The organism is Dokdonella koreensis DS-123, from assembly GCF_001632775.1.
GTDB lineage: Bacteria > Pseudomonadota > Gammaproteobacteria > Xanthomonadales > Rhodanobacteraceae > Dokdonella > Dokdonella koreensis.
In genome coordinates this window covers 1,322,538-1,346,125 of record NZ_CP015249.1, presented here as the reverse complement: position 1 = coordinate 1,346,125, position 23,588 = coordinate 1,322,538, and the positions used below count along the sequence as shown (strand labels likewise).

The 23,588-nt window shown below is 68.6% G+C and carries 16 protein-coding genes and 1 pseudogene; 8 read left to right on the top strand and 9 right to left on the bottom strand.

Annotation, left to right across the window (positions count from 1 at the left end; translation table 11 throughout):
• Positions 1 to 18: 18 nt before the first annotated feature.
• The 5 genes from I596_RS05220 (at position 19) to I596_RS05200 (ending at position 5,728) form a co-directional block, all read left to right on the top strand.
• Entirely contained in the window at positions 19 to 660 is a 642-nt protein-coding gene (locus I596_RS05220) for a polysaccharide deacetylase family protein (protein WP_067645154.1), read from the top strand.
• Positions 661 to 840: 180 nt separating this feature from the next.
• Positions 841 to 2,040, top strand: coding sequence for a hypothetical protein (locus I596_RS05215; protein WP_083965389.1), 1,200 nt, complete (start codon positions 841 to 843; stop codon positions 2,038 to 2,040).
• The gene (locus I596_RS05210; RefSeq protein WP_083965388.1) at positions 2,037 to 2,828 is read left to right on the top strand and encodes a glycosyltransferase family 2 protein; all 792 of its coding nucleotides are present in this window, start codon (positions 2,037 to 2,039) and stop codon (positions 2,826 to 2,828) included. Before I596_RS05215 ends, I596_RS05210 begins: the two co-directional genes overlap by 4 nt.
• Positions 2,825 to 3,736: a glycosyltransferase family 2 protein gene (locus tag I596_RS05205; protein WP_067645151.1), complete on the top strand. Its 912-nt coding sequence runs from the start codon at positions 2,825 to 2,827 to the stop codon at positions 3,734 to 3,736. Before I596_RS05210 ends, I596_RS05205 begins: the two co-directional genes overlap by 4 nt.
• Before the next feature lie 279 nt (positions 3,737 to 4,015).
• Positions 4,016 to 5,728 carry a heparinase II/III domain-containing protein gene (locus I596_RS05200; RefSeq protein ID WP_067645148.1) on the top strand — a complete coding sequence of 571 codons (1,713 nt, stop codon included), beginning with the start codon at positions 4,016 to 4,018 and terminating at the stop codon, positions 5,726 to 5,728.
• 232 nt (positions 5,729 to 5,960) lie between these two features.
• Here the strand turns inward: I596_RS05200 and I596_RS05195 are convergent, their stop codons facing one another.
• The 8 genes from I596_RS05195 to I596_RS05160 all read right to left on the bottom strand — a co-directional run bounded on the left by I596_RS05195 (position 5,961) and on the right by I596_RS05160 (position 15,585).
• Positions 5,961 to 7,646: a heparinase II/III family protein gene (locus tag I596_RS05195; RefSeq protein WP_067645146.1), complete on the bottom strand. Its 1,686-nt coding sequence runs from the start codon at positions 7,644 to 7,646 to the stop codon at positions 5,961 to 5,963.
• Positions 7,647 to 7,682: 36 nt separating this feature from the next.
• Positions 7,683 to 8,663, bottom strand: a complete 981-nt coding sequence (gene galE / locus I596_RS05190) for a UDP-glucose 4-epimerase GalE (protein WP_067645143.1) — start codon at positions 8,661 to 8,663, stop codon at positions 7,683 to 7,685.
• A gap of 109 nt (positions 8,664 to 8,772) precedes the next feature.
• Positions 8,773 to 10,062 (bottom strand): porin family protein, encoded by a 1,290-nt coding sequence (locus I596_RS05185; protein WP_067645141.1) that lies wholly within the window; start codon positions 10,060 to 10,062, stop codon positions 8,773 to 8,775.
• 92 nt (positions 10,063 to 10,154) lie between these two features.
• Positions 10,155 to 10,937: a P-loop NTPase family protein gene (locus I596_RS05180; RefSeq protein WP_067645138.1), complete on the bottom strand. Its 783-nt coding sequence runs from the start codon at positions 10,935 to 10,937 to the stop codon at positions 10,155 to 10,157.
• Positions 10,934 to 12,487, bottom strand: a complete 1,554-nt coding sequence (locus I596_RS05175; protein WP_067645135.1) for an XrtA system polysaccharide chain length determinant — start codon at positions 12,485 to 12,487, stop codon at positions 10,934 to 10,936. The genes I596_RS05180 and I596_RS05175 overlap by 4 nt, the downstream gene beginning before the upstream one ends.
• A 14-nt stretch (positions 12,488 to 12,501) precedes the next feature.
• Positions 12,502 to 13,080 (bottom strand): XrtA/PEP-CTERM system exopolysaccharide export protein, encoded by a 579-nt coding sequence (locus tag I596_RS05170; RefSeq protein WP_150132025.1) that lies wholly within the window; start codon positions 13,078 to 13,080, stop codon positions 12,502 to 12,504.
• A 191-nt stretch (positions 13,081 to 13,271) separates the two neighbouring features.
• A complete protein-coding gene (locus I596_RS05165) occupies positions 13,272 to 14,279 on the bottom strand; it encodes an NAD-dependent epimerase (protein ID WP_067645129.1) in 1,008 nt (335 codons plus the stop codon).
• A 13-nt stretch (positions 14,280 to 14,292) separates the two neighbouring features.
• Positions 14,293 to 15,585: a nucleotide sugar dehydrogenase gene (locus I596_RS05160; RefSeq protein ID WP_067645126.1), complete on the bottom strand. Its 1,293-nt coding sequence runs from the start codon at positions 15,583 to 15,585 to the stop codon at positions 14,293 to 14,295.
• Between the two features lie 346 nt (positions 15,586 to 15,931).
• Here I596_RS05160 and yedA point away from each other — a divergent pair, with 346 nt between their 5' ends.
• The 3 genes and pseudogenes from yedA to I596_RS05150 form a co-directional block, all read left to right on the top strand.
• The gene (yedA, locus tag I596_RS05155) at positions 15,932 to 16,840 is read left to right on the top strand and encodes a drug/metabolite exporter YedA (protein WP_067645123.1); all 909 of its coding nucleotides are present in this window, start codon (positions 15,932 to 15,934) and stop codon (positions 16,838 to 16,840) included.
• A 317-nt stretch (positions 16,841 to 17,157) separates the two neighbouring features.
• Positions 17,158 to 17,430: a hypothetical protein gene (locus I596_RS18425; protein ID WP_150132024.1), complete on the top strand. Its 273-nt coding sequence runs from the start codon at positions 17,158 to 17,160 to the stop codon at positions 17,428 to 17,430.
• A gap of 67 nt (positions 17,431 to 17,497) precedes the next feature.
• Positions 17,498 to 17,752: pseudogene (locus tag I596_RS05150) on the top strand (integrase core domain-containing protein); the annotation flags it as partial.
• 522 nt (positions 17,753 to 18,274) lie between these two features.
• On the opposite strand, the gene I596_RS05145 reads toward I596_RS05150, so the two are convergent.
• A complete protein-coding gene (locus I596_RS05145; protein ID WP_083965387.1) occupies positions 18,275 to 23,311 on the bottom strand; it encodes an RHS repeat domain-containing protein in 5,037 nt (1,678 codons plus the stop codon).
• Positions 23,312 to 23,588: the final 277 nt, after the last annotated feature.

The following is a 23,588-nucleotide window of genomic DNA, read 5'->3' as shown; positions in this document are numbered from 1 at the left end:
GCACGACGCCGCACCCCGATGAACTGGCTGCCGAACAAACAGACCCTGCTGCGGCTGCTGCCCGATTCCCTGGCGCTGACCCGCGGGCCGACGCACGCGCGTTGCGCCTACCTGACCTTCGACGACGGTCCCAACCCGCAGTTCACGCCGCCGCTGCTGGACCTGCTCGCGCGCTACGGCGCGCACGGCAGCTTCTTCCTGATCGGCGACCAGATCGAGCGCTACCCGGCGATCGTCGAGCGGATCGTGGCCGAGGGCCACCTGATCGGGAACCATTCCTACAGCCACCCGCAGTTCGACCGCCTGCCGCTGGCCGGGCAGCTCGCCGAGATCGAACGCACCGACCGCCTGCTGGAACGCTTCGACGGCCGTGCGCGGCACCGCTTCCGCACGCCGCGCGGCGTGGCCCCGGCGCGGCTGCTGCTGCACCTGGCGAAGGCGCGCCGCGGCATCACCTACTGGTCCTACGACAGCCTCGACTACGACGACCATCCGGTCCCGATGCTCTGCGAGGCCCTGCAGCGCCATGGCCTGCGCAACGGCGAGATCGTCCTGATGCACGACGACAGCGCGCGCGCGCAGGGCATCCTCGAGCAGATGCTGCCGCGCTGGCGCGACCAGGGCATCGCGCTGCACGCCCTGCCCGAAGAGCCGGGCTAGAGCGGCCACGGCATCGACGCAGGAGCGCCCGATGAAACCTCGTTGTAAACCATTGTTCCGCTCGGTGCTGCACGGGTATGCACCACCCCTGCGGACCTGGGAAAATGCGCCGATACCGCCCGCGCCCGCATCGGCTGCCCCGGCCGCGAGCCGCGGCGCCTGCTCTGGATCCCCCTGACGATGAACGTCCTTGCCGCCACGCTCGTTTCGCTGCTGCTGCTCGCCGGGCTGGCCGCCTGGGCGCTGCGCCGGCTGCTGCGCTCGCGCAACATGCAGATCTGGATCGGCAGCTACCTGCGCCGGCGCCCCCGGCCGGTGGTGGCCGGGCCGACCCATGTGATGTTCTGCTTCGTCGACCATTTCGAGCCGATGTGGAAGCAGGCCGACCTGCCGACCCAGCGCGCGCGCGTGGACCGCTGGTGCCGCGACTACCGCGCACTGGCGTCGCGCCACCGCGATGCCGACGGCCGCCCGCCGCAGCACGGCTTCTTCTACCCGGAAGAGGAATACCTCGAGGAACACCTGGCCAAGATCGAGGCGCTGTGCGCCGACGGCTACGGCGAGATCGAGATCCACCTGCACCACGACAACGACACCGAGGACAACTTCCGCACGGTCATGCAGCGCTTCTGCACGCTGCTGCACGAGAAGCACGGCGCGCTGTCGCGCCATCCGCAGACCGGCGAGCTGATGTTCGGCTTCATCCACGGCAACTGGAGCCTGGACAACTCGCGCGCCGACGGTCGCTGGTGCGGCCTGGACAACGAGCTGATCCTGCTGCGCGAACTGGGCTGCTACGCCGATTTCACGCTGCCGTCCGCGCCCAGCGACACGCAGACGCGCACGATCAACGCGATCTACTACGCCACCGACGACCCGCACGCGCCCAAGTCGCACGACACCGGCGAGCCGGTACGCGTCGGCGGTACGCCGTCCGGCGACCTGATGATCGTGCAGGGCCCGCTGGGCCTGAACTGGCGCGAGCGCCGCCTCGGACTGGTGCCGCGCATCGAGAATGCCGACGTGCGGACCGGCTGCCCGCCGACACCCGATCGCGTCGACGCCTGGGTGCGCACCGGCATCCACGTCGAAGGCCGGCCCGAATGGGTGTTCGTCAAGGTGCACACCCACGGCACGCAGGAAGCGGACATCGACACCCTGCTCGGCGCGGCCACCGACGCGATGCACACGCACCTGGAAACCGCCTACAACGACGGCACGAACTACGTGCTGCACTACGTGACGGCGCGCGAGGTCTACAACATCGTCAAGGCCGCCGAAGCCGGCCGCAGCGGCAATCCCGACGACTACCGCGATTTCGTGCTGCCGCCGCCGCGCGCGTCCTGGGCCGGGCGCCGCGCCCGCGGGGCGGCGGCGTGACCAGCACCGGTCCGGCCGCCGCGGCGGACCCGCAGGCGGCGCGTGTCAGCGTCGTCATGCCGGTCTACAACGCCGAGCAGACGCTGGCGCAGTCGGTCGACTCGGTGCTCGGCCAGACCCACCGCGCGCTGGAACTGGTCGCCGTCGACGACGGCTCGCGCGATGGCTCGGTACGCCTGCTGGAGGACCGTGCGCGCAGCGACGACCGCGTCAAGCTGGTCCGCCAGGCCAATGCCGGTGTCGCCGCCGCCCGCAACGCCGGCCTCGCGGCCGCGACCGGCAGCCACATCGCCTTCCTCGACAGCGACGACTGGTGGCATCCGCGCAAGCTCGAGCTGCAGCTGGCCACGCTGCGCCGGTCCGGCGCGCAGGTGTCCTACGGCAGCTACCTGCGCGTGGCCGAGGACGGCCGGACGCTGTCGCGGGTCGAGCCGCCGGCCACGATCGGCTATCACGACCTGCTGCGGAGCAACCACATCGGCCACCTGACCGGCATGTACGACCGCAGCCTCGGCGACGGCGAGTTCCTGAAGATCGGGCACGAGGACTACGCGTTCTGGCTCGACCGCCTGCGCCGGGCCGGGCGCGCGGTCCGCATCGAGCACGACGAGCCGCTCGCGTTCTACCTGGTCCGGGCCGGCTCGCTCTCGTCGAACAAGCTGCGCGCGGCGCGCTGGCAGTGGCGGATCTACCGCGAGGTCGAGCACCTGCGCCTGCCGCAGGCTGCCGGCTACATGGCCAGCTACGTCGTCAACGCGCTGGCCAAGCGCAAGCCGGGGAACCGATGAACGCACCGTCCACGCCGGCGCCGCGCGACTACAGCGTCGTGATCCCGGCCTACAAGGCCGCCGGCACGCTCGCGCGTGCGCTCGACAGTGTCTTCGCGCAGGGCCTGCCGCCGGCCGAGACGATCGTCGTCGACGACGGCTCGCCGGACGGCGAGGAGATCGAGGCCATCGTCGCCCGCTACGGCGGGCGCGTCACGCTGCTGCGCCAGCGCAACCAGGGGCCGGCCGCGGCGCGCAACCACGGCTGCCGCGTCGCCCGTGGGCACTGGATCGCCTTCCTCGACGCCGACGACTCGTGGCTGCCGGCCAAGCTGGAGCGCCAGCTGGCGCTGGCCGACGACGCCACGGTCGCGCTGGTCCACGGCCGCGCACGCGAAGAGCGCGCGCCGCTGCCGCCGGTACTGGACCTGGCCCGTCTCTGGGAACGCAACCGGATCTGCACGTCGATGGTCCTGGTCCGCCGCACGGCGTTCGAGGCCGCCGGCGGCTTCGACGAGGACCCCGCGCTGATCGGCGCCGAGGACTACAACCTCTGGCTGCGGATCGCCGCCGCCGGCTGGACGATCCGGGCGGTCCAGGAGCGGATCGGCAACTACACGCCGGCCGCCGGCAGCATCACCAGCCAGATCGAGCGCTGCGCGACCAGCGAGATCTACAACGCCGAGAAGATCGGCGCCCTGCTCGGCTTCGACGCGGACCGCATCGAGCGCAAGATCCTGTCGATACGGACCGACTTCGGCCGCCACCTGCTGTATGCGCGCGACCTGCCGGCCGCCCGCCGCATGCTGGCCGGCCCGTTGCGCCGCCGGCCGCGGCCGGGCGTGGTCCAGCTGTGGTGCGCCACCTTCGTGCCGGCGGCCCTGCTCGACCTGCGCCGGCGCCTGCGCTCGCGCCGCCCCGCCCGCTGACGGCCCGCCGCGACGGCGCCCGCACGCCGTCAAGGACGCAGGCCCGTGTTTCGGGACCCCCGGCCTGATTTTTAGTGAAGTCCATCACAGTTATCGAACGAGGCGTTCGGTTTCTGATGAGTTGCTCACAATCGTCTTGCGACCACACGGTAACGTCGCTTCCGTCGTAACCCGTTGCATCGCAGGATTCTTTTCCCCTGATCGGCATCGTGCATCCGGCTTCACCGGCCGGGCGCGACGGGCGACGGCGTGCACTCCCCTATTGAGGAAGGTCACCCGATGGCCCTGTGGAATCGTTACAGTCGCGCACTCGCAGCAGCGGCCGTAGCCCTGAGTCCGGTCGCTGCCGGTGCCGAAGGCATCACGATCGACCTTTCGTACGTCAACCCGCAGTCGGCGGCGTACACCCGCTTCAAGAGCTACGTCGACGCCGCCGTCAACGGCCACCCGGCCTACGGCTTCGCGGCGACCGACGCGGCCTACATGCACCGCCTGACCGGCCAGGCGCAGTACTGCAACCTGGCCGTGCAGATGAGCCAGGCGCAGGTCAACGCCGCCAATACGGCGATCGCCAACGGCCAGCGGCCGGAGGTCGCCGGGGATTCCTACCTGCAGGCCGGTCCCATGCTGATGGACCTGGCGATCACCTGGGACTGGTGCCGCGCCTACGTCAACGACGCGCAGCGCACCCAGTGGGGCGCCTATGCCGAGCAGGCGATCTGGAACATCTGGAACCCGAGCCAGGCCCAATGGGGCGGGCGCGCGTTCGCATGGTCGGGCTGGGGCACCAACGACCCGGCCAACAACTACTTCTACAGCTTCCTGCAGGCGACGATGTACTGGTCGCTGGCCACCAACAGCACGACCTGGAAGGCCTGGATCCAGAACAACAAGCTGCCGACGCTGGAGGCCTATTTCGCCAACCTGCCCGGCGGCGGCAGCCAGGAAGGCACCGGCTACGGGCTTTCGCACCGGACGGTGTTCGCGCTGTACCGGCTCTGGCGCGACTCGACCGGCGCCGACGCCGCCAACGCGAACAGCCACCTGTCCGACACGGTCGCCTACTGGACCCATGCCACGGTCCCGACCCGCGACCGCTATGCGCCGATCGGCGACCAGGCGCGCACCTCGCAGCCCGAGCTCTACGACTACCACCGCCAGCTGATGCTGGAGGCACGCAGCAACACGGCCAACGCCGAGATGCGCAACCTCGCCTCGTGGTGGCTCAACGGCATCTCCGTGCAGCAGATGGCCAACAGCTTCAACTACCGGCACGACCTGCTGCAGCCCGGCGCCACCTCGTCCACGCCGTCGAACCTGACCTACCACGCGCCCGGCGTCGGCCAGCTGTTCTCGCGCAGCGGCTGGGATGCCGGCGCCATGTGGCTCTCGTTCATCGCCGGCCCGTACGTGCAGAGCCATGCGCACCAAGACCAGGGCGCGTTCACGCTGTACGAGAACGGCTGGCTGGCGGTCACCGAGAACATCTGGACCTCCAGCGGCATCCAGCAGGGCACCGACGTGCACAACGTGCTGCGCTTCGTGCGCAACGGCACGACGATCGCGCAGCGCGAGCCGACCACCTCGAACATGACGATCACGCAGACCGGCGCCAACGGCGCGCTCAGCGCGACCGCCAACCTGACCCCGGCCTATGGCGGCAACAGCGCGATCCAGTCCTGGCAGCGCAGCATCGAGTTCGGTGCCCGGCGCCTGCTGGTGCAGGACAGCTATGCGGTCAGCGCCGACACGCAGGCGATCTTCCAGGTCAACGTGCCGGTGCAGCCGACGATCTCCGGCCGCAGCGTCACCGCCGGCCGCCTGAAGATCAACGTGCTGCAGCCGGCCAATGCCACGGTCACCGCGGTCGACTGGCGCACCGCCGGCAGCGACTTCCGCTCCGGCTGGCGCATCGAGGTGCGCGGCGGCAGCGGCAGCTACGTGGTCGAGCTCAAGACCAGCGAAGACCTGTTCAAGAACGGCTTCGACTGAGCCCCGCCGGCCGGCGGCCTGGACGGTGGCCGGCCGCTCCCCCGCCCCGATACCGTCGGCCCAGGTCCGGTGCCACCGGGCGGACGCGGGCTGCGCGTCCGCGGCATCCGGCATGCGCGCACTGACCAGCCGCGACCTCGGCAGCTTCCGGATCCCGTCCGCCATGCCGATCGAACCGCCATCGGCCTGAGGCGGGCCGCCCCGCGCCGGCGGGCGGCCTGAAGCGGCAGGCTCAGCGGCCCGTCGCCAACTCCACGCGGTACTCGCCGCCCTCGCCCTCGATGTCGATGCGCCAGCCGGAGCGGAACTCGTCCGCATCCACGCCGTGCCAGTCGTGCGCCGTCACCGAGACGCGTGCCGGCGCCAGCACGCGCAGGCGCAGCGCACCGGCCCGCACCTCGCGGCCGTCGATGACCGGACGCTCGGGCACGTTGACCTGGAAGATCGCGCGCGTCCCGTCGGCCACCGCGTAGCGGTCGCCGACCGTCACCGTGCCGTCCGCCGCGAAATCCAGGCGGCGCTCCCAGGAACGCACCGCGGCCTGGCCGCCGTAGGCCGGCGTCAGGTCGGCGGTCGCGTGGAGCGTGCCGCCGGCACCGTCGCGGGTGACCGTCATCCGCGACGTGGTGCCCTCGCGCTGCGCGACCGTCGCGCCGTTGCGCACGAAGCGCAGCACGTTGTGCACCTCGGTACCCTGCTGGATGCCGCTGCGCGTCCAGATGTTCTCGGTCACCGCCAGCCAGCCATCGCGGAACAGCAGGAACGCGCCCTGGTCCTGGTGCGCGTGGCTCTCGACGTACGGACCGGCCGTGAATGCGATCCAGGCCGCATCACGGTTCCAGCCGGTCCGTGCGAACAGGCGGCCACTGCCTTCGGCGAAGTAGTCCAGCGCGGCCGGCGCATGGCCGCCGCTGCCGGCCCGCAGCAGGTCGTAGCGGTAGTTGAACCCGTGCGCCATGCGCTTGACCGCGATGTGCTGCAGCCACCAGGAGGCCAGGTCGCGGGAGGCGTCGTCCTTGGCCAGCGCGCGCGCTTCGAGCATCAGCCGGCGGTGGTAGTCGTAGATCTCCGGCACCGACGTGCGCGCCTGGTCGCCCAGCGGTGCGAACTGCGTCCAGGTCGGCACCGTGGCGTGCACCCAGAAGCGGATCGTGTCGGCCAGGTGGGTGTTCGCGGCGGCCAGGTCCTCGCCGGTCGAATCGCGCCAGAGCCGGTACAGCGCGAACAGCCGCATCTGCGCGGTGCCGTAGCCGGTGCCCTCGCGGCTGCCGCCGCCGGGCAAGGCGCCGGCGTACGCGGTCAGTGCCGGCAGCAGGCGCGTGCGCAGGCGATCGAGCCACGGCGCGCTGTCGCTGGCCAGCGCCCAGGTCATCGTCGCTTCGAGAAAGCTGTAGTAGTAGTTGTTGCCGGGGTTGTCGGTGCCCCAGCCGGTCCAGGCGAACGGGCGCTCGCCCCATTGCGCGGCGGCCGGCTGCCAGATGTTGGTCAGCGTGCGCTCGGCGTACGTGCGCCAGCGCGTCCGCTGCGCCTCGTCGGTGACCGATGCGCACCAGTCGAAGGTCAGCGCCAGCGCGCCGATCATCGGCCCGGCCTCCAGGTAGGAGTCGCCGGCCACCGCCGGCCGGCGGCCTTCGGCAATCGCCTGCTCGGCGGCCGTGACCTGTTCGTCGACCAGCCGCACGGCGAGCGTGCAATACCGGTCGTCCTCGCTCAGGCGATACAGGTAGGCCGCATCGCTCGCCGAGAAGCCGTAGTCCGGCCGGCCGGCGACCGCCGCGTCGACCCAGGCCTGGTAGCGCCGATAGGCGGCGGAGCGGGTATCGATCGCGGCCAGGTCCAGGCCGATCGCCGCCGGTGCCGGCGCTGCCGCGAGCAGCAGCGGCACCAGGACCAGGGCCGGCAGCAGCCGGGGGCTCACCGGCGGGTGCGCCGGCCGCACGCGCGTGGCATCCGCTCAGCCATAGCGGCCGTTCCGCTCCCAGGCCAGCGCGCTGCCGACGATGAAATCGATGTCGTCGTGGCGCGGCTGCCAGCCGAGCAGCGCCTTGAGCCGGTCGCTGCGCGCGATCAGCGCCGGCGGATCGCCGGCGCGGCGCGGCTGGTCGACCACGGTCAGCCGGTGGCCGGCGACACGCTCGACCGCGTCGATCACCTCGCGCACGCTGTAGCCGTGGCCGTAGCCGCAGTTGAGCGTGGTCGAGTCGCCGCCCGCGCGCAGGTGGTCCAGCGCCTTGAGGTGCGCATCGGCCAGGTCGGCGACGTGGATGTAGTCGCGAATGCAGGTCCCGTCCGGGGTCGCGTAGTCGGTGCCGAACACCGACAGCTGCGGGCGCTTGCCGACGGCCTGCTCGCAGGCCACCTTGACCAGCAGCGTCGCCTTCGGCGTGGACTGGCCGATGCGGCCTTCCGGGTCGCAGCCGGCGACGTTGAAGTAGCGCAGGATCACGTGGCGCAGCGGCGTCGCCGCGCTCACGTCGCGCAGCATGATCTCGCTCATCAGCTTGGAACTGCCGTACGGATTGATCGGCACGGTCGCCGTGTCCTCGTCGGCCACACCCGAAGCCGGCATGCCGTAGACCGCGGCGGTCGAGGAAAACACGATGTGGCGCACGCCGGCCTCCGTGCAGCACGCCAGCAGGTTGCGCGTGGCGCAGGTGTTGTTGCCGTAGTACTTGAGCGGGTCGGCGACCGACTCCGGCACGACGGTGTGCGCCGCGAAATGCATGACCGTGTCGATCGCGTGCTCGGCCAGCAGCGCAGCGACCAGGGCGCGATCGCCGACGTCACCCTGCACGAAATGGCCGCCGAGCACAGCCTCGCGAAAGCCGCTGGCGAGGTTGTCGAGCACGACCACCCGCTCGCCGCGCGCCAGCAGCTGCAGGACGACGTGGCTGCCGATGTAGCCGGCGCCGCCGGTGACCAGGATAGCGCTCATGGAATCTCCTCTGATGGTGCGGCGCGTGGTGCCGACGCGTCAGGACGGACGACGGCGCCGCAGCGACGCAGGCCGCGCCGCGGCGCCGTAGCGCGCGGCCGGCGATCGGTCACCGCGTATAGGACACGCGCAGGTAGACCTGATTGTCGTCGAAATTCACGCCGTCGCCGGTGCTGTCGCGTTCGCCGCGCAGCAGGTCGAGCCGCCAGGCCCAGTGGCGCGTCCACTGCTGGGTCAGGAACACGCCGTAGCGCGTGTCGTCGTCGCGCCGGTCCAGGCCGGCGAAGTTGCGCCGCTCGGCGCTCGCCACGATGCCGCCGCGCAGCTGCGGGCGCAGCCGGTAGCTCAGCTCGCCGTTGAAGCCGCCGCCGCGCTGGTCGACGCCGCGCGTGTCCTGGCCGTAGTCGAGCTTGCGCCAGAACGGTGCCACGCGCAGGCCGAGCCGCTCGGCCGTGTAGGCGTAGGCCAGCTCCAGGCGTTCTTCCAGGTAGACGCCGGCGTCGATCGACGTGTCGCCGATGATGATGCCGGTGGAACCGCTGCCGATCGTTCCCGGGTCGGCCATCATGTCGGTGGCGGCGTCCGAATACTGGCGCGCGGCCGAGAGGGTGAATCCGCTGCGCGCGCTCGGCCGCCAGCCGAGCATCGCGCGCGCCAGCACGCCCGAGCGGTTGTCGCGGTGACGGTAGTTGAAGCGCGAGTAGCCGAGCGCGGCGTCCAGGTCGAACTGCGACAGGTGGCTGGTGTAGCGGGCGAACAGGTCGTAGCGCGTGTAGTTCTCCAGGCCGTCCTGGTCGAAGTCGACGCGCTCGGTCTGCAGGTTGCCGGAGACCTCGGCCGTGGCGCTGAGGTCGTGGAACACGCGCAGCGCGCCGATCCAGCGCCGCGAATTGAACTCCTCGGTCTCCTCCGCGTAGCTGTCCACGTAGCGCAGTTCCGCCTGGCCGCGCAGCACCGGGTTGATCCGGAAGCGCAGCGTCGGCCCGGTCGCGAAGACGTTGGTCTGCTGCAGGTTGGTCGGCGTGTCGGCCTGCAGCACGTTGATCGGCTGCAGGCCCAGCGCATCCTGGAACGTCCAGCTCAGGCGCTCGGGCAGCAGCGTCCAGTTGACGATGCCGTCGAGCTGGCCGCGCAGCTCGTCGTCGAACGCGTTGCCGAGGTAGTTGCGGTACTCGGCCACGCCGCGCACCAGCGCCTGTACGGTGGCGCCTTCCTGGCGCAGGCTGAAGTTGATCGCCGGGATCGCCACGTTCTGGCTGACCGGGTCGTCCTCGCTCAGGTTGATGTTGTCGCTGTGCAGCAGGCCCAGTTCGAGCGTGTAGTCCAGTTGCACGGCACCGGCCGGCGCCGCCAGCACGGCCAGCACCGAGGCTGCCAACCGCTTCAGAGGTGTGTTCATCGCTCCCCTCCCGCCGTCGTGGCGGAATCCTTCTGCGCCCCGCCCGATCCGCGCCGATGCGCCGGCGCGCCCTTGCAGCCCGTGCCGCCGGGTCACGGCGGATGATTGAAGACGATGCCGGCCAGCTTGTTCGGATCGAAGCCCGCCACCGCCTGCGCGATCGCCTTGGGCGTCTCGCGGCCGTAGCCGACCACCAGCACCACGAAATCGGCCAGGTCGGCCAGGATGCGCGCGTCCGGCGAGCCCTTGACCGCCGGCCCGTCCAGGAACAGGTAACGGTCCGGATAGCGGCTGCGCAGCGAATCGATCAGCGCGCGCATGCGGAACGAGGAGAAGTACTCCGCGCCCATCTCGCGCGACTTGCCGGTCGGGATCAGCCGCAGCCGTGGCACGCCGGTCGGGTAGAACGCCTTCTCGATGCCCTGCGAGGGATGCTCGAGGTAGTCGATCAGCCCGCCTTCCTTCGGATCGATGCCGAGCGTGCGGTGCTGGCTGGGATGGCGCAGGTTGCAGTCGATCAGCAGCGCGGTCTTGGCCTCGTCGAACGCGAACGCCGCCGCCAGGTTGCGGGCGACGAAGCTGCCGCCGGAGCCCGGGCCGATCGGCGCCACCATCGTCACGAAGTTCTGGTCGCCGCCGAGCGCGAGCAGCTTGGTGCGGATCTCGCGGAACGCGTCGGCCTGCTGGCGCGCGCCCTCGCGGTGGATCAGCCGGCGCTCCTCCAGCTGGCGCGGCGCCAGCATCGCGCCGTCGCCCATGCGGGCGATCGAACGGCTGGCCGACGCGCGCTGCGCGAGGCCGCCGGCGCTGGCCTGCAGCGCGTCGCCGACGCGGTCGGGGGCGGGGACGGGCTTGTCGATGTCGTTTTGGGTCATAGCGTCTTTGCCATCCGCAGCCAGAACAGCAGCGCATAGGCCGCCGCCACGCCGAGCACGATCAGGACCATCAGGGTCGTGCGGAAACGGTCGCGCAGGCGGTCGCGGGACGTGGTGTAGGCCGGCACGCTGGCCAGTACCGGCACGCCGGCGATCTGCTCGAGGCGTTCGGCCGAGCGGATGCGCGGGTCGAACTGCGCCAGCAGGAACAGCAGGCCCAGCGGCAGCAGCAATCCCAGGCCGATGCCGGCGGCACCGAAGTGCGCGAAGCGCAGGCCGATCGGCTGCACCGGCAGCAGCGCCGGCTCCTGGATCCGGAACGACAGGCCGCGCCGCTCGGCGTCCAGGTTCATCGACACGCGTGCGTTCTCGCGCCGCCGCAGCAGGTCCTGGTAGATGTCGCGGTTGACCTCGTAGTCGCGCGTCAGCTCGGCCAGGACGTTCTCCGAATTGGCGATGCGGCGGCTGCGGTCGAGCTCGGCGGTCAGCATCGTGCTGCTGGCGTTGTGGCGCGAGTCGATCGCGGCGATGTTGCGGCGCGTCTCGGCCAGCCGGCTCTTGAGCTCCTGGTAGAGCGGGTTGAACTGCGCGTTCTCGTCGGTGGCCGCCACCGCGCCACCGAGCGCGCGGCGGCGCTCGGCCGCGGCCTGCTCCTGGCGGATGCCTTCCTGCAGGTCGGCCATCTGGTGCCGCACGCGTATCACGTCCGGATGCTGGTCGGTGTAGCTGAGCAGCAGCCGGTCGAGGTTGGCCTGCAGCTCCACCAGCTGCAGGCGGTACTGCGATTCGCGCGTCTGCACCGCGCTGACGTCCGACTCGCCCGACAGCTGCGAGACCAGGGCCGCCTCGCGCGAACGCAGCTCCATGATCTCCATCTGTGCCGTGTCGGTCTGGCGGCGCAGCTCGCTGATGCGCGCGTTGACGTCGGTCTCGGTGCCGGGACGCGCATCGGGGTTCTTGTTGCGGTAGTCCATCAGCTTGGACTCCGCATCGGTCAGCTTGGCGTGGTACTCCTGCACCTGGCTGTCGACGAACTTGTAGGCCTCGCGGCTCTCGCGCTCCTTCGCCTCCAGGCTCTCCTTGATGAAGAGGTCGGCCATGCTGCCGGCCACCTTGAACGCGCGCTCGGGGTCCGAGTCGGTGTAGCTGATCCGGATCAGGTTCTCGCGCGGGCTGGCGATGCGCGTGGCGTTCTTGATGTCCTCGATCCGGCGTTCCTGTTCGATCGGGCCGGGGCTGTCGGAGAGCCAGCCGCCGAGCGTCAGGACCTCGGTCATCACCTTGCGGCCGAACACCACCTCGCGCGCGATCGCGGCACGGTCGCCGACGCCGGTCGGCACCGCGCGGCCTTCCATCAGCGGCTGGATGATGTTGGTTTCCTGGACCAGGATCGTCGTGGCGGACTCGTACTTCTTCTTCCAGATGACGCCGAGCACGAGCGCGGCCAGCGCGATCACGGCGAAGGTGATGGCGAGGACCACGCGGCGGCGCCACGCCTCCCGCGACATGATCGGGAGCAGCGAGGCGAGGGTCGGGAGTTGATCGTTCATCGCAGGCGCGCCGTTCAGAACGCGCGTTCCGGCACGGTGACGACGTCGCCCGCCTGCACCGGCAGGTTGGTCGACAAGTCGCCCTTCTTGAGGATGCGGTCCAGCTTCACCGGGAAGGTCTTCACGCTGTCGCCCTCCTTGCGGTACAGGCGCGTGTTGTCGGCCGAGGCGAACTCGTTGGTGCCGCCGGCGGCGAGCACCGCATCGAGCACGCTCATGCCCTGGCGGTAGGGAATCGACACCGGCTGGCGTACCGCCCCGGTCACGCGCACGCGCGCCAGGTACTCGTGGCTGCGCAGTTCGGTCAGGATCACCGCGACCTGCGGGTCGCGCACGAAGGTGGACAGCTTGCCCTTGATGTCCTCGGCCACGTCCTGCGGCTTGCGTCCGCCGGCATCGACATCGCCGATCAGCGGTACCGAGATCTTGCCGTCCGGGCGCACCGGCACCGAGACGCTGAGGTCGGGATTACGCCACACCGATACCTGCACCACGTCGTCCACACCGATGCGGTAGGTCTCCACCGCCGGTGGTATCACCGCTACCTCGGCCAGTTGCTCCTGCGCCAGGACCGGCGCCGCTACCACGAGCATGACGGCCAATCCGAGCCGACAGATGAACGCTTTCATCGAAAATCCCCTCTCGCGAGTCAGAAGAGTACCCCAGCCACATCATTGTGTGAACCAGTTCACATTTTCTAAGCTGAACCGGAACCGTACCGCCCTGCCCATCCCCACGCTCGCCAGGGCTCGAGCGCGATCGACTGTGCCCGGCCCGGTGCCGTCTAAACGTGATAGAAGTCCCGGTACCACGTCACGAAACGCGCCACGCCCTCCTCCACCGGCGTCTGCGGCGAGTAGCCGGTGTCGCTCATCAGCTCCGCCACGTCCGCATGGGTATCGGGCACGTCGCCCGGCTGCAGCGGCAGCAGGATCTTCTCCGCCGTGCGCCCCAGGCAGCGCTCGATCACCGCGATGTACTCGCCCAGCTGCACCGGCCGGTGGTTGCCGATGTTGTAGACCCGGTACGGCGCCGCCGACGAACCGGGGTTGGGCGCCATCGGGTCGAAACCCGCATCCGGCCCCGGCACCCGGTCCAGCGTCCGGATCACGCCTTCGACGATATCGTCCACATACGTGAAATCGCGCGTATGCGCGCCATGGTTGAACACCTCGATCGGCTCGCCGGCCAGGATCTTGCGCGTGAACAGGAACAGCGCCATGTCCGGCCGCCCCCACGGACCGTAGACCGTGAAGAAGCGCAATCCGGTCGTCGGCAGGCCGTACAGGTGGCTGTAGGTATGCGCCATCAGCTCGTTGGCCTTCTTGGTCGCCGCGTACAGGCTGACCGGATGGTCCACTGCGTCGCGCACCGAGAACGGCAGCTTGCGGTTGGCCCCGTAGACCGAGCTGGACGAGGCGTAGACCAGGTGCTCCACGCCGCCGTGCCGGCAGGCCTCCAGTACGTTGATGAAGCCGATCAGGTTCGACTCCACGTACGCGTACGGATTGGTCAGCGAATAGCGCACGCCTGCCTGCGCGGCCAGGTTGACCACGCGCTGCGGCCGGAAGTCGGCGAACGCCGCCTCCAGCGCCGGCCGGTCCTCCAGCGAGGCCTTGACGAAGCCGAAGCGCGGCTGCGGCGTCAGCCGCGCCAGTCGCGCTTCCTTGAGGGTGGGGTCGTAGTAGTCGTTGAGGTTGTCGTAGCCGAGCACTTCGTCGCCGCGTGCCAGCAGGCGATGGCTGAGCGCCGATCCGATGAAGCCGGCCGCGCCGGTGACGAGGATGCGCATGGGTCGTCCTCGCTCAGAGCCGGTCGTCGACGGCCGCGCGCGGCAGCGTCTGCTTGACGTCGAACAGGACGCACTCGGGCGTGCCGAGCGCGCGGATGCGCTCGATGCCGAGGTCGACGAACTGGCGGTGCGCCACCGCCAGGATGATCGCGTCGTACTTGCCGTCGGCGAGCTCGGTGACCAGGTCCAGGCCGTACTCGTGGCGCGCCTCCTCGGCGCTGACCCAGGGGTCGTAGACCTCGACGTTCGCGTTGTAGCTCTTGAGCTCGGCCACCACGTCGATCACGCGCGTGTTGCGCAGGTCCGGGCAGTTCTCCTTGAACGCCAGGCCCAGCACCAGGATGTTGGACTGCGCGGCGTGCACGCGCCGCTGCGTCATCAGCTTCACCACGCGCTGGGCCACGTGCTGGCCCATGCCGTCGTTGATGCGGCGACCGGACAGGATGACCTCCGGGTGGTAGCCGATCTGCTGCGCCTTGTGCGTCAGGTAGTAGGGGTCCACGCCGATGCAGTGGCCGCCGACCAGGCCCGGCCGGAACGGCAGGAAGTTCCACTTGGTGCCGGCCGCCGCCAGCACCTCGCTGGTGTCGATGCCGAGCCGGTGGAAGATCAGCGACAGCTCGTTGACGAGCGCGATGTTGAGGTCGCGCTGGGTGTTCTCGATGACCTTGGCCGCCTCCGCCACGCGGATGCTGGACGCCTTGTGCGTGCCGGCCGTGATGATGCGCCGGTACAACGCGTCGACGAAATCGGCCGCCGCCGGCGTCGAGCCGGAGGTGACCTTCATGATGCTTTCGAGGCGGTGCTGCTTGTCGCCCGGGTTGATGCGCTCCGGGCTGTAGCCGGCGTAGAAGTCCACGTTGAAGCGCAGGCCCGACTCGCGCTCGATGATCGGCACGCAGACCTCTTCGGTCGCGCCCGGATAGACCGTCGACTCGAAGATCGCCACGCCACCCGGCCGGATCGCCTTGCCCACCGTGCGGCTGGCCGACTCCAGCGGCGTGAGGTCCGGCCGCTTGGCGTCGTCGATCGGCGTCGGCACGGTCACGATGAAGACGTTGCACTCGGCCAGGTCCGCCGGATCGGCGCTGAAACGCAGCTGCGTCGTGGCGGCCAGTTCTTCCGGCGAGACTTCCAGCGTGTGATCGCGGTGCTGCTTGAGCTCGTCGATGCGCGCGCGATTGATGTCGAAGCCCAGGGTCGGCAGCGCGCGGCCGAAGCCGACCGCCAGCGGCAGCCCGACGTAACCGAGGCCGATCACCGCCACCCGCGTGGCGTCCGGACCGGGAAGGGCTGCAGCATCCATCGTTGGCTCCACCTCGATTTGGGGGCGGCAAGTCTATCAGGATGTGAACCCGGCGCCGTCGGCCGCAGCGCACCGCGGCCCGCCTCCGCCGGCCGGATTCGGCCTGCCGTAACAACGATTTACACCGCCACCTGCGCCGCGATGCCGGCCGTGCTGGCGATACCGCGCGGCAGTATGCGCAGCCTCGCCGGCCGCTGCATCCGCCATCCGGCCCGGCTTCGCGTAGGAAATTTCCTACCGCTCCACGCGCCCGCGATTGGCTCCATGCCGCGCCCCATCCTATGGCGCTGGCCCTTGCGGCCGGTTGCGAGTAGCGTCGCGGCCCCGCGTTGCCCGCACGTCCCGAATGAACGCACCCGCCCCCGACGCCGTGCCCGCCAAGACACCCCTCAGCCGCGAGACGCGCTGGGCGATCGGCCTGTCGCTGCTGACGCTCTACCTGATCTGGGGGTCCACCTATCTCGCCATCCGCGTCGCGCTGGAAAGCTGGCCGCCGTTCCTGATGGCCGCACTGCGCTTCACGACCGCCGGCGCCCTGCTCTATGCGTTCCTGCGCTGGCGCGGCCTGCCGGCGCCGACGCGCACGCAATGGGGCAACGCCGCCGTCACCGGCCTGCTGCTGCTCGGCCTCGGCAACGGCCTGGTCTGCTTCGCCGAGCAATCCGTCGCCTCCGGCCTCGCCGCCGTCGCGGTCGCCAGCATGCCGCTGTTCGCCGCCCTGTTCGGCACGCTGTACAGGCAATGGCCGCGCCGTATCGAATGGATCGGCCTGGCGATCGGCTTCATCGGCGTCGTGCTGCTCAATCTCGGCGGCGGCATGACCGGCTCCCCCGCCGGCGCGGCGGCCCTCGTGGTCGCCTCTGCCGCCTGGGCGTTCGGCTCGGTCTGGAGCCGCGGCCGCGACATGCCGCCCGCCGCGATGAACACCGCCGCCCAGATGCTCTGCGGCGGCGTCGGACTCTCCATCGCCGCCCTCGCCTTCGGCGAACGCTTGCCCACCGCACCGACCACCGCCTCCACCCTGGCCCTGGTCTATCTCGCCGTGTTCGGCTCGCTGATCGCGTTCACCGCCTACCTCTACCTGCTGCGCACCGTGCGGCCGGTGCTCGCGACCAGCTACGCCTACGTCAACCCGCCGGTCGCCGTGCTGCTCGGCGCCGCCCTCGGCGGCGAGGCGATCCACATCGGCGACCTGGTCGCGATGGCGGTGATCCTGGGGGGCGTGGCGCTGATTACGTTGACGCGGGGGAAGTGAGCACGGCGGGCCCGGTCAACTTTGATGTGCGGCACGCCGCCCCTCGCCTTGTTCGGCTCAGGCTCGACCGAGCAGTCGGACTATAAGGCGCCACCGTGGTCGCTCGTCCCCTGCGGGCTGACTGGACTGTCGCCGGGGCAGTCCGATCTTCACAAGCTGGCTGAAAGCCGGCGGCACCGCGATTCGATGCATCCCGTCCAGCAAACACACCCGGAATGCCTTCGTCGAACGCTTCGAACGCATGCTGCCGGAGGAAGTGCTCGTCCAGCCCGTCTCCGCCCACTTGCACGAGGTTCGCGGGGCCGCCCAAGGGTGGGATGATCGACTACGACGAAGCGCGATTTCGCGATCCTCTCGGCACCACGACGCCCATCGAGCAAGGTACCGAAGGATCTGCTTTCGGACTGTTTGCCCAACGGGACCTGCCTCTCCGCGCCGACCAAGCAGATCGGCAACATCGCGATGGTCGCACCGATGATCTGGCCATTGCGAGCAATAAAGCCCACCTACGGCAGCTGCTCGCCCAACGCATCGCGCTTGGCCTGGTGTTCTTCTTGGCGGAAAGGCTGTCCGTCGGCGCGCCTGGCTGATGCGAGAACTCAGCCAGGCGCGTAAAGCTCTTGACGACACTACCCCTGCGACAGGCGAAAAATCACTGGCGTGGTGCTGGATTTTTCCCGTCCAGGCAAGCCGACCGACAACCCCTTCATCGAATCGTTCAACGGCAGTTTCCGCGACGAATGCCTCAATACCCACCGGTTCCTGTCGCTGGATGATGCACGGCAGAAGATCGAAAGCTGGAGACAGGACTACAGTCATTTCCGTCCGCACTCCTCGCTCGGCGAAGTTCCGCCCAGCGAGTTCGCGACGCAGTTTCAACCCAACCCCAATACGCCGGATTTTCCACTTTAGGTCGGCACTACTTTGGGGTGGAGATCAGATGCGTATGTTTTTTAGAGGTGCCCCCTACTCGGTCTTCCGAGTTTATTAATCAAAACAAACTGAATACGGCTGAGAAAAATCCAGACACAATTATTGCGAATATCGAATATATGACAAGCAAAGGAGCGCCTTGAGATATGGCATATGCCACATATGCCTCCTTAATATTGCCCCGGCGAAACATCGTTGCAACGAATATAGCAACAATAGAAACCAACACCCCAGAACCAGAACCTATGAACAATCCTCGCCAATCGTTTTTTTGGAATATATTGTAATAATATAATGCAATTCCGCCAAATATTCCGGAAATAAATGATATGTTCGCTAGAACTATAGACAGTCTATTTTCATCGAGAAGCTGGGATCTTGTTTTTCCATTGAATACTAGAGGAACCCACTTTGCGAGCAATGCGCAAAATATGACCCCCAACACCCCCCCACAATGCCACTGATCATGCCAGCCTCGGATCATCTAGCTCAAAAACCCCATCACTTCTTTGCACGCTCTTGCACGTAAACAGCACCAGCATCCGCAGCAAGCTGCCCGGCCTTCTGCATTCCCGTAGTCGCCGGCTCGACAATTGGCCCGCCCTGACGGACAGCTGCTTGTGTTGTACTACTGATCGTACCAGCCATGCCACCGCTCGCCGCCATATTTTCAAGTTTCGCAACAGTTGCCAAGCCGATCTTCTCGCCTGCACCAGCACCGAGACTGCCCCCGGCAGCAGCCAGCGCGACGTCTGCAGAGCTGATCGACTCGCCAGTAAGTTCGCTCTCAGCAACTTTTCCCCACGCATTGGTTGCACCGCCCACGGCAGCAGTTGCGTATACAGCTTCGCTAGTGGTAACAGCCCCCCTCACCGCGGCTTTCCCGAGCAACCCACCTACACCCCCCGTAACGGCCCCTACTGCTCCAGCAACCCCGACAGCAGGCCAGTTGTTCACTTCACCGTGCACCGCAACCTGAACCCCGACCTCGACTAGTGCTCCAATGAAAGCACCTACTACACCGAATCGTCCATCCGGATCGATGTACTTGTAGGGATTGTTGTTGGCATACCAGTACCGGTTGATGCTCTCCGGACTGGCCGCGACCGGGTCCACGCTCAGGAACCGCCCCGCCACCGGATCGTAATACCGCGCCTGCATGTACGTCAGCGTCGTCAGCGCGTCGGACACGTGACCCGTATACGCCGGGCCGTCAGCCTCGTTCGTGAACACCTGGTCACCGTACGGCTCGTACACCGTCCGCCAGCCCTGTATTGCACCCGACAGGTCCGTCACCCCGATCGGGCTGCCCAGACCGTCGGTGTGCTGGAAGAATTTCGGCGGTGAGGTCCCCAGACCGCCACCACCACCCAGGCTGTTGTACGGCACCCGCGCCAGCAGGTGACGGCCCAGGTACACGTAGTTCACCCGGCCCGATCCGTTCGCCCGGATCTCGCTCAGCAGCTGGCCGCCCTGGCTGTACATCTGCAGCTTCGCCACCCCACCCGGCGGCGTGATCGCCACCCGGCGGCCGTTGCCGTCGTACCCGTGCGTCGTCGTCCCCGGCGAGGCCCCGCCCGTCCCCGGCCACGGCACCGTCACCGCTGTCATCCGGTTCGCCTTGTCGAACGTGAACGTCCGCGCATGGTTGTTCGCCGGCGTCACCGGGTCCACCACGCTGCGCGAGGTCATGTTGCCCCGCGTGTCATAGGCATAGTCCACGTACGACAGCGGCGGCGCCGCGTTGGTGATCTTCGTCAGCTGCTGCTGCGCGTTGTAGTGGTACGTGAAGTTCCGCAGCCCCGTCACGTTGGTCTGGAGGTTGTCCAGCATGTCGTAGCTGAAGGTCACGCCCCGCGCGCTCAGGTCGCTCAGTGTGCTCAGGTCGTTGAAGTGACCCACGATCAGCCGGTCCCGACTGTCGTAGTCCATCGTCCGGCTCAGGTTCGGGCCCAGTACCGCGTTCGGGGTCGAAGTCTCGTCGGTGATCGTCTTGACGTTCCCGTTCTCATCGTACGTGTAGGTGTCGTCGATCACGCCCGTATCCGTGCTCCATCCCGGCAGGCCCCGCGCGTTCTGCAGCGTCTCGTGCTGGATCCCGTTCGCATAGGCGAACCGGTACAGCCCCCCATTGGGGTGGTACTTGATCTGCGTGGCGTACCCGCTCACATACGTCGGCTCGCCCAGTGCATTGGGCGCGTAGTTCACCAGCGAATCGTCCGGGTACTTCAGCTGCTTCACGCTGCCGTTCGTGTCGTGCTGGTAGGTGAAGGGGTAGTTCGTCCCGCCGTACGTCAGTGTCTCGCTCTCCAGCAGTCGGCGCGTGTTGTAGCCGTACGTCCAGGTCGCACCGCCGGAGGTCACCGTCTTGAGCTTGCCGTCCTGCGTCCAGCTCTGCGTCGTTCCCTGCGTCACCCCATCGGCATAGGTCGTGCTCTGCAGCCGGTTGCGTGCGTCATAGGTCATCGTCGCCCGCTGCGCCGCCACTGCGCCGCCGCAGGCCAGCCCACCGCTCTGGCCGGTCGCACGCCACGTCACGTTGTCGGCCAGGTCGTATCCCAGCAGCGTCGCCCCGCTCTCCGGCTCCACCGTCTTGCACAGCCGCTGGTAGGTGTCGTAGTCATAGCTGCGCTCGGCCACCGGCGCCGCACCGCTCGGGCCGCTCTGCTTCAGCGTCAGCGGCTTGCCCAGCACGTCGCGGGTGTAGGTGATCTCACCGCCATCGGCCAGCACCACCTTCATCGGCGCGTCCTCCACCGGCTCGTCGAACGCCTGGTAGGAGGTCACCGTCGTCTTCAGCCGCGGGTTGAGCACCTGCTTGCGGAACCCGCTCAGGTACGTCACCACCGTCTCCAGCGGGCCCAGCTCGCTGTCGGCCAGCGTCGTCTTCACCTGGCCCAGCGCATCGTAGGTCGTCTTCGTCCCACCCGGCAGCGTCAACGGCGTGATCGACGTGATCAGCCGCTGCGGGTAGGACTGGTAGGTCACCCGCCCCTCGCCGTCGTACCGGGTCAGCGTCATCCGCCGCGTTTCGTCCTCAGTGGCCGTGCTGAGCGCGTCGTATCGCTTGGTCAGCGCCGGCCGCCACAGCGCGTCGTAGTACGTCAAGGTGCGGGCGTTGCCTTGGCTGGTCGTCTGCAGCCAGTGCGAGGCCCCCATCTCGCTCGTCGACACCCACTGGTAGCCGATCACCAGCGGGTTCCAGCCCGTCCCCGGGTAGTCCACCTGCTTCAGGCGCCCCAGCTGGTCGTACTGGTAGCCGGTCGTCAGCGACGTGAATTCCGGCGCGGCGGCCTGCTGCACCGTCCGGATCTCGCCGGTGTCGTTGATGCTTGCGTTCAACCAGTCACCATTGCCGTAGGTGATGCTGGTCGGCACGCCGCGGTGGTAGGGGCCGTAGCTGGTCGTGTAGCTCGTGAAGCTCGCCCCGCGGGCATCCATGCTCTTGGACAGCGTCCCGTTCGCATACCACTGGTAGCTGCGGTGCAGCTTGCCGTAGCGGCTGTGCGTGAGCAGGTTCGCCGTCGTCGCATCGTAGGTGTTCACCACCGGATACCAGGTCTGGCTGCCGAACTGCACCATCACGCTCGCCACCTGGCCCAACACCCACTTGCTCGTGTTGTCGTGGTACGCCGTCGTCTCCGCCTTGCTCCCCAGCGAACTGGACTTGCCCACACCCAGCGGCCGGCCGCGCGCATCGAAACTGCCCACCGTCCAGCTGAACGTCACGCCATCCTGTGTCGTCGAGCGACCCGACTCCGGGAACAGCCGCTCACCCATGAACGCATCGCCGCGCTGCTGGATGCTCGTCCCCAGCGGCAACGGCCACGGCGGGCTCGCCGGGGCCGCATAGGTCGTCGTCACCGTCCGCTGCGCCGTCGAACCGTTCCAGCCGAACTCCGTCTTCAGCAGTTGCCCTTCGTTGACCTTCGACCGGATCCCGAACGTGTAGCGGGTCTGGTATCCCTGCGGGTCGACCACCCGCACCGTCTTGGTCGTCGGCGAGGATGCCGTGCATACCGGCGTGCCGACCGAACCGGCCGTCGCCGGGTCCCAGCAGTAGCTGCTGGTGCTCAGGCTCTCGTTGTAGACGTAGTCCCAGGTGTAGCCGGGCAGGCCCGGGCCGCTCAGCTGCTTCTTCGTCAACGACCACTCGCCGAACTGCCGCGGCTGCATCGTCCAGGAGCCATCCGCGTTGAGCGGCAAACCGGTGGGCGGGATGCAGTGGAAATCCACCCAGGTGCGGCCGTGCTCCAGCCGATCCAGCGTGAACGTGCCCGTCGTGCCGCCCGGATGCGTCATCGAGCCGGTCAGCTCGCCCGCTTCCACGCCCGTCTGGGCGTAATTGCAGCGCGAGGCCAATGGCTCGGTCGGCAGCTGGAACATGAATTGCGCCAGGTTGAACGTCCACGCGCCCAGGCCGCCCGGCAGGTTCACGTACTTGAGCCCCGAAAAGCCCTGACCGGCCGACACCTGGGTCTGGTACTGGTAGGTCCAGGTCCGCGCCAGCTCGCCGCCCCCCGGTTGCGCCGTCACCGTCTGGACCTCGTGGCTCGTGGACGGAGTGGCCGGGTACGTGAACGTCAACAACCGCCCGTCACTGCCTTCGATCCGCAGCAGCCGCCAGCCATCCCAGACATAGCTCACCGTATTGCCGTACCGGTCCGTCACCAAGGTCGGCACGATCCACACCTCGATCCGGTGCAGCACCCCGTTCCAACCCCGGCTCGGCACCGGCTCGCCCCGGCGCTCCCCCGCCGGCCGCGCGACCAGGCCGCCGCCACCCGCCATCGACGACACCTCGCGCTGGATGCGATGGTCGAACCGGTAGGTCGTCCCGTCCGGCGTCAGCAGCTCGAAGCCTTCGTTCGCGCCGCTGCCGATGCAGCGGATCATCCCGCCCGCCTTCGTCGTCAGCGTGTAGCTGCTGCTGTTGGCATTGCTCGGCGGCGCATTGCCCGGCGCCCGCCTCAGGATCTCCTGGTCGCCGCTGCCCGGCAGGTAGATGAAGTTGCCCTGCCAGTACGCCTCGGCCTCCACCAGGTAGCTGCCGCCCAGCGGCATCCCCACCGTCGCCGCCGGCGGCACACCGAAACTCGAACAGCGGCCGCCGCCGCCGTCCACCGCCCAGCCGATGTCCGTCGCGAACACCCCGTGTGCGCGCGGCACCTCCAGGTCCCAGTCCGCGAAGTGGCCCTTCGGCTGCTGGTTCTGGCCGATCCGGTAGCGCCGCCCCACCGACACCGGCAGCGCGCTGTTGCCCGGAATGCTCACATCCGTCTGCACGAACTCCACGCTGCCCGTGTACAGGCTCACCTGGTCACCGAACAGGTCCGGACCCAAGGTCCCCGCCGTCTCGCTGCCGCGCAGCAGCTTCCCCTGCTCGTCGTAGATCGACACTTCACCGGCTTGTCCCTGCACCAGGCCCGGCGCCAGCGCCAGCAGCCCGGCCAGGACCGGCGCGGTCAACGAGCGATCAACTCGATGCGAGGAAGGAGAGAAACCCACGGCGCGCAGCGCGCGGTGCAGCACGGACATGCAAAGCTCCTTTGCAGGCCCCGAACCCGAACCCCTTCGGCAATCGAGCGAGCGCCTTGCACGCTCCCTCACGCGTCCACGGAAAGCCGATCCGATGCCCGACGTCTACGCCGGGGCGACCCCCTGTGGGCTTCCCTGCGACGTGCATCGAACTTAACCCGAACTGTGCAGTTTTAAAAGCATGCCGGTGTGACACTTCGTCACGCGCGCTGCGAGCTGGCTGGCCTCTGCATGATCACTTTCTCCCGCACGAAGAGCACCCGCGGCGCCCTTCGTA

Coding starts and splice junctions, on each gene's coding strand:
- I596_RS05170 (WP_150132025.1), bottom strand. CDS start 13,080: ATGCTCGTGGTAGCGGCGCCGGTCCTGGCGCAGGAGCAACTGGCCGAG.
- I596_RS05200 (WP_067645148.1), top strand. CDS start 4,016: ATGGCCCTGTGGAATCGTTACAGTCGCGCACTCGCAGCAGCGGCCGTA.
- I596_RS05180 (WP_067645138.1), bottom strand. CDS start 10,937: ATGACCCAAAACGACATCGACAAGCCCGTCCCCGCCCCCGACCGCGTC.
- I596_RS05175 (WP_067645135.1), bottom strand. CDS start 12,487: ATGAACGATCAACTCCCGACCCTCGCCTCGCTGCTCCCGATCATGTCG.
- yedA (WP_067645123.1), top strand. CDS start 15,932: ATGAACGCACCCGCCCCCGACGCCGTGCCCGCCAAGACACCCCTCAGC.
- I596_RS05185 (WP_067645141.1), bottom strand. CDS start 10,062: ATGAACACACCTCTGAAGCGGTTGGCAGCCTCGGTGCTGGCCGTGCTG.
- I596_RS05205 (WP_067645151.1), top strand. CDS start 2,825: ATGAACGCACCGTCCACGCCGGCGCCGCGCGACTACAGCGTCGTGATC.
- galE (WP_067645143.1), bottom strand. CDS start 8,663: ATGAGCGCTATCCTGGTCACCGGCGGCGCCGGCTACATCGGCAGCCAC.
- I596_RS18425 (WP_150132024.1), top strand. CDS start 17,158: ATGATCGACTACGACGAAGCGCGATTTCGCGATCCTCTCGGCACCACG.
- I596_RS05165 (WP_067645129.1), bottom strand. CDS start 14,279: ATGCGCATCCTCGTCACCGGCGCGGCCGGCTTCATCGGATCGGCGCTC.
- I596_RS05160 (WP_067645126.1), bottom strand. CDS start 15,585: ATGGATGCTGCAGCCCTTCCCGGTCCGGACGCCACGCGGGTGGCGGTG.
- I596_RS05145 (WP_083965387.1), bottom strand. CDS start 23,311: ATGTCCGTGCTGCACCGCGCGCTGCGCGCCGTGGGTTTCTCTCCTTCC.
- I596_RS05220 (WP_067645154.1), top strand. CDS start 19: ATGAACTGGCTGCCGAACAAACAGACCCTGCTGCGGCTGCTGCCCGAT.
- I596_RS05215 (WP_083965389.1), top strand. CDS start 841: ATGAACGTCCTTGCCGCCACGCTCGTTTCGCTGCTGCTGCTCGCCGGG.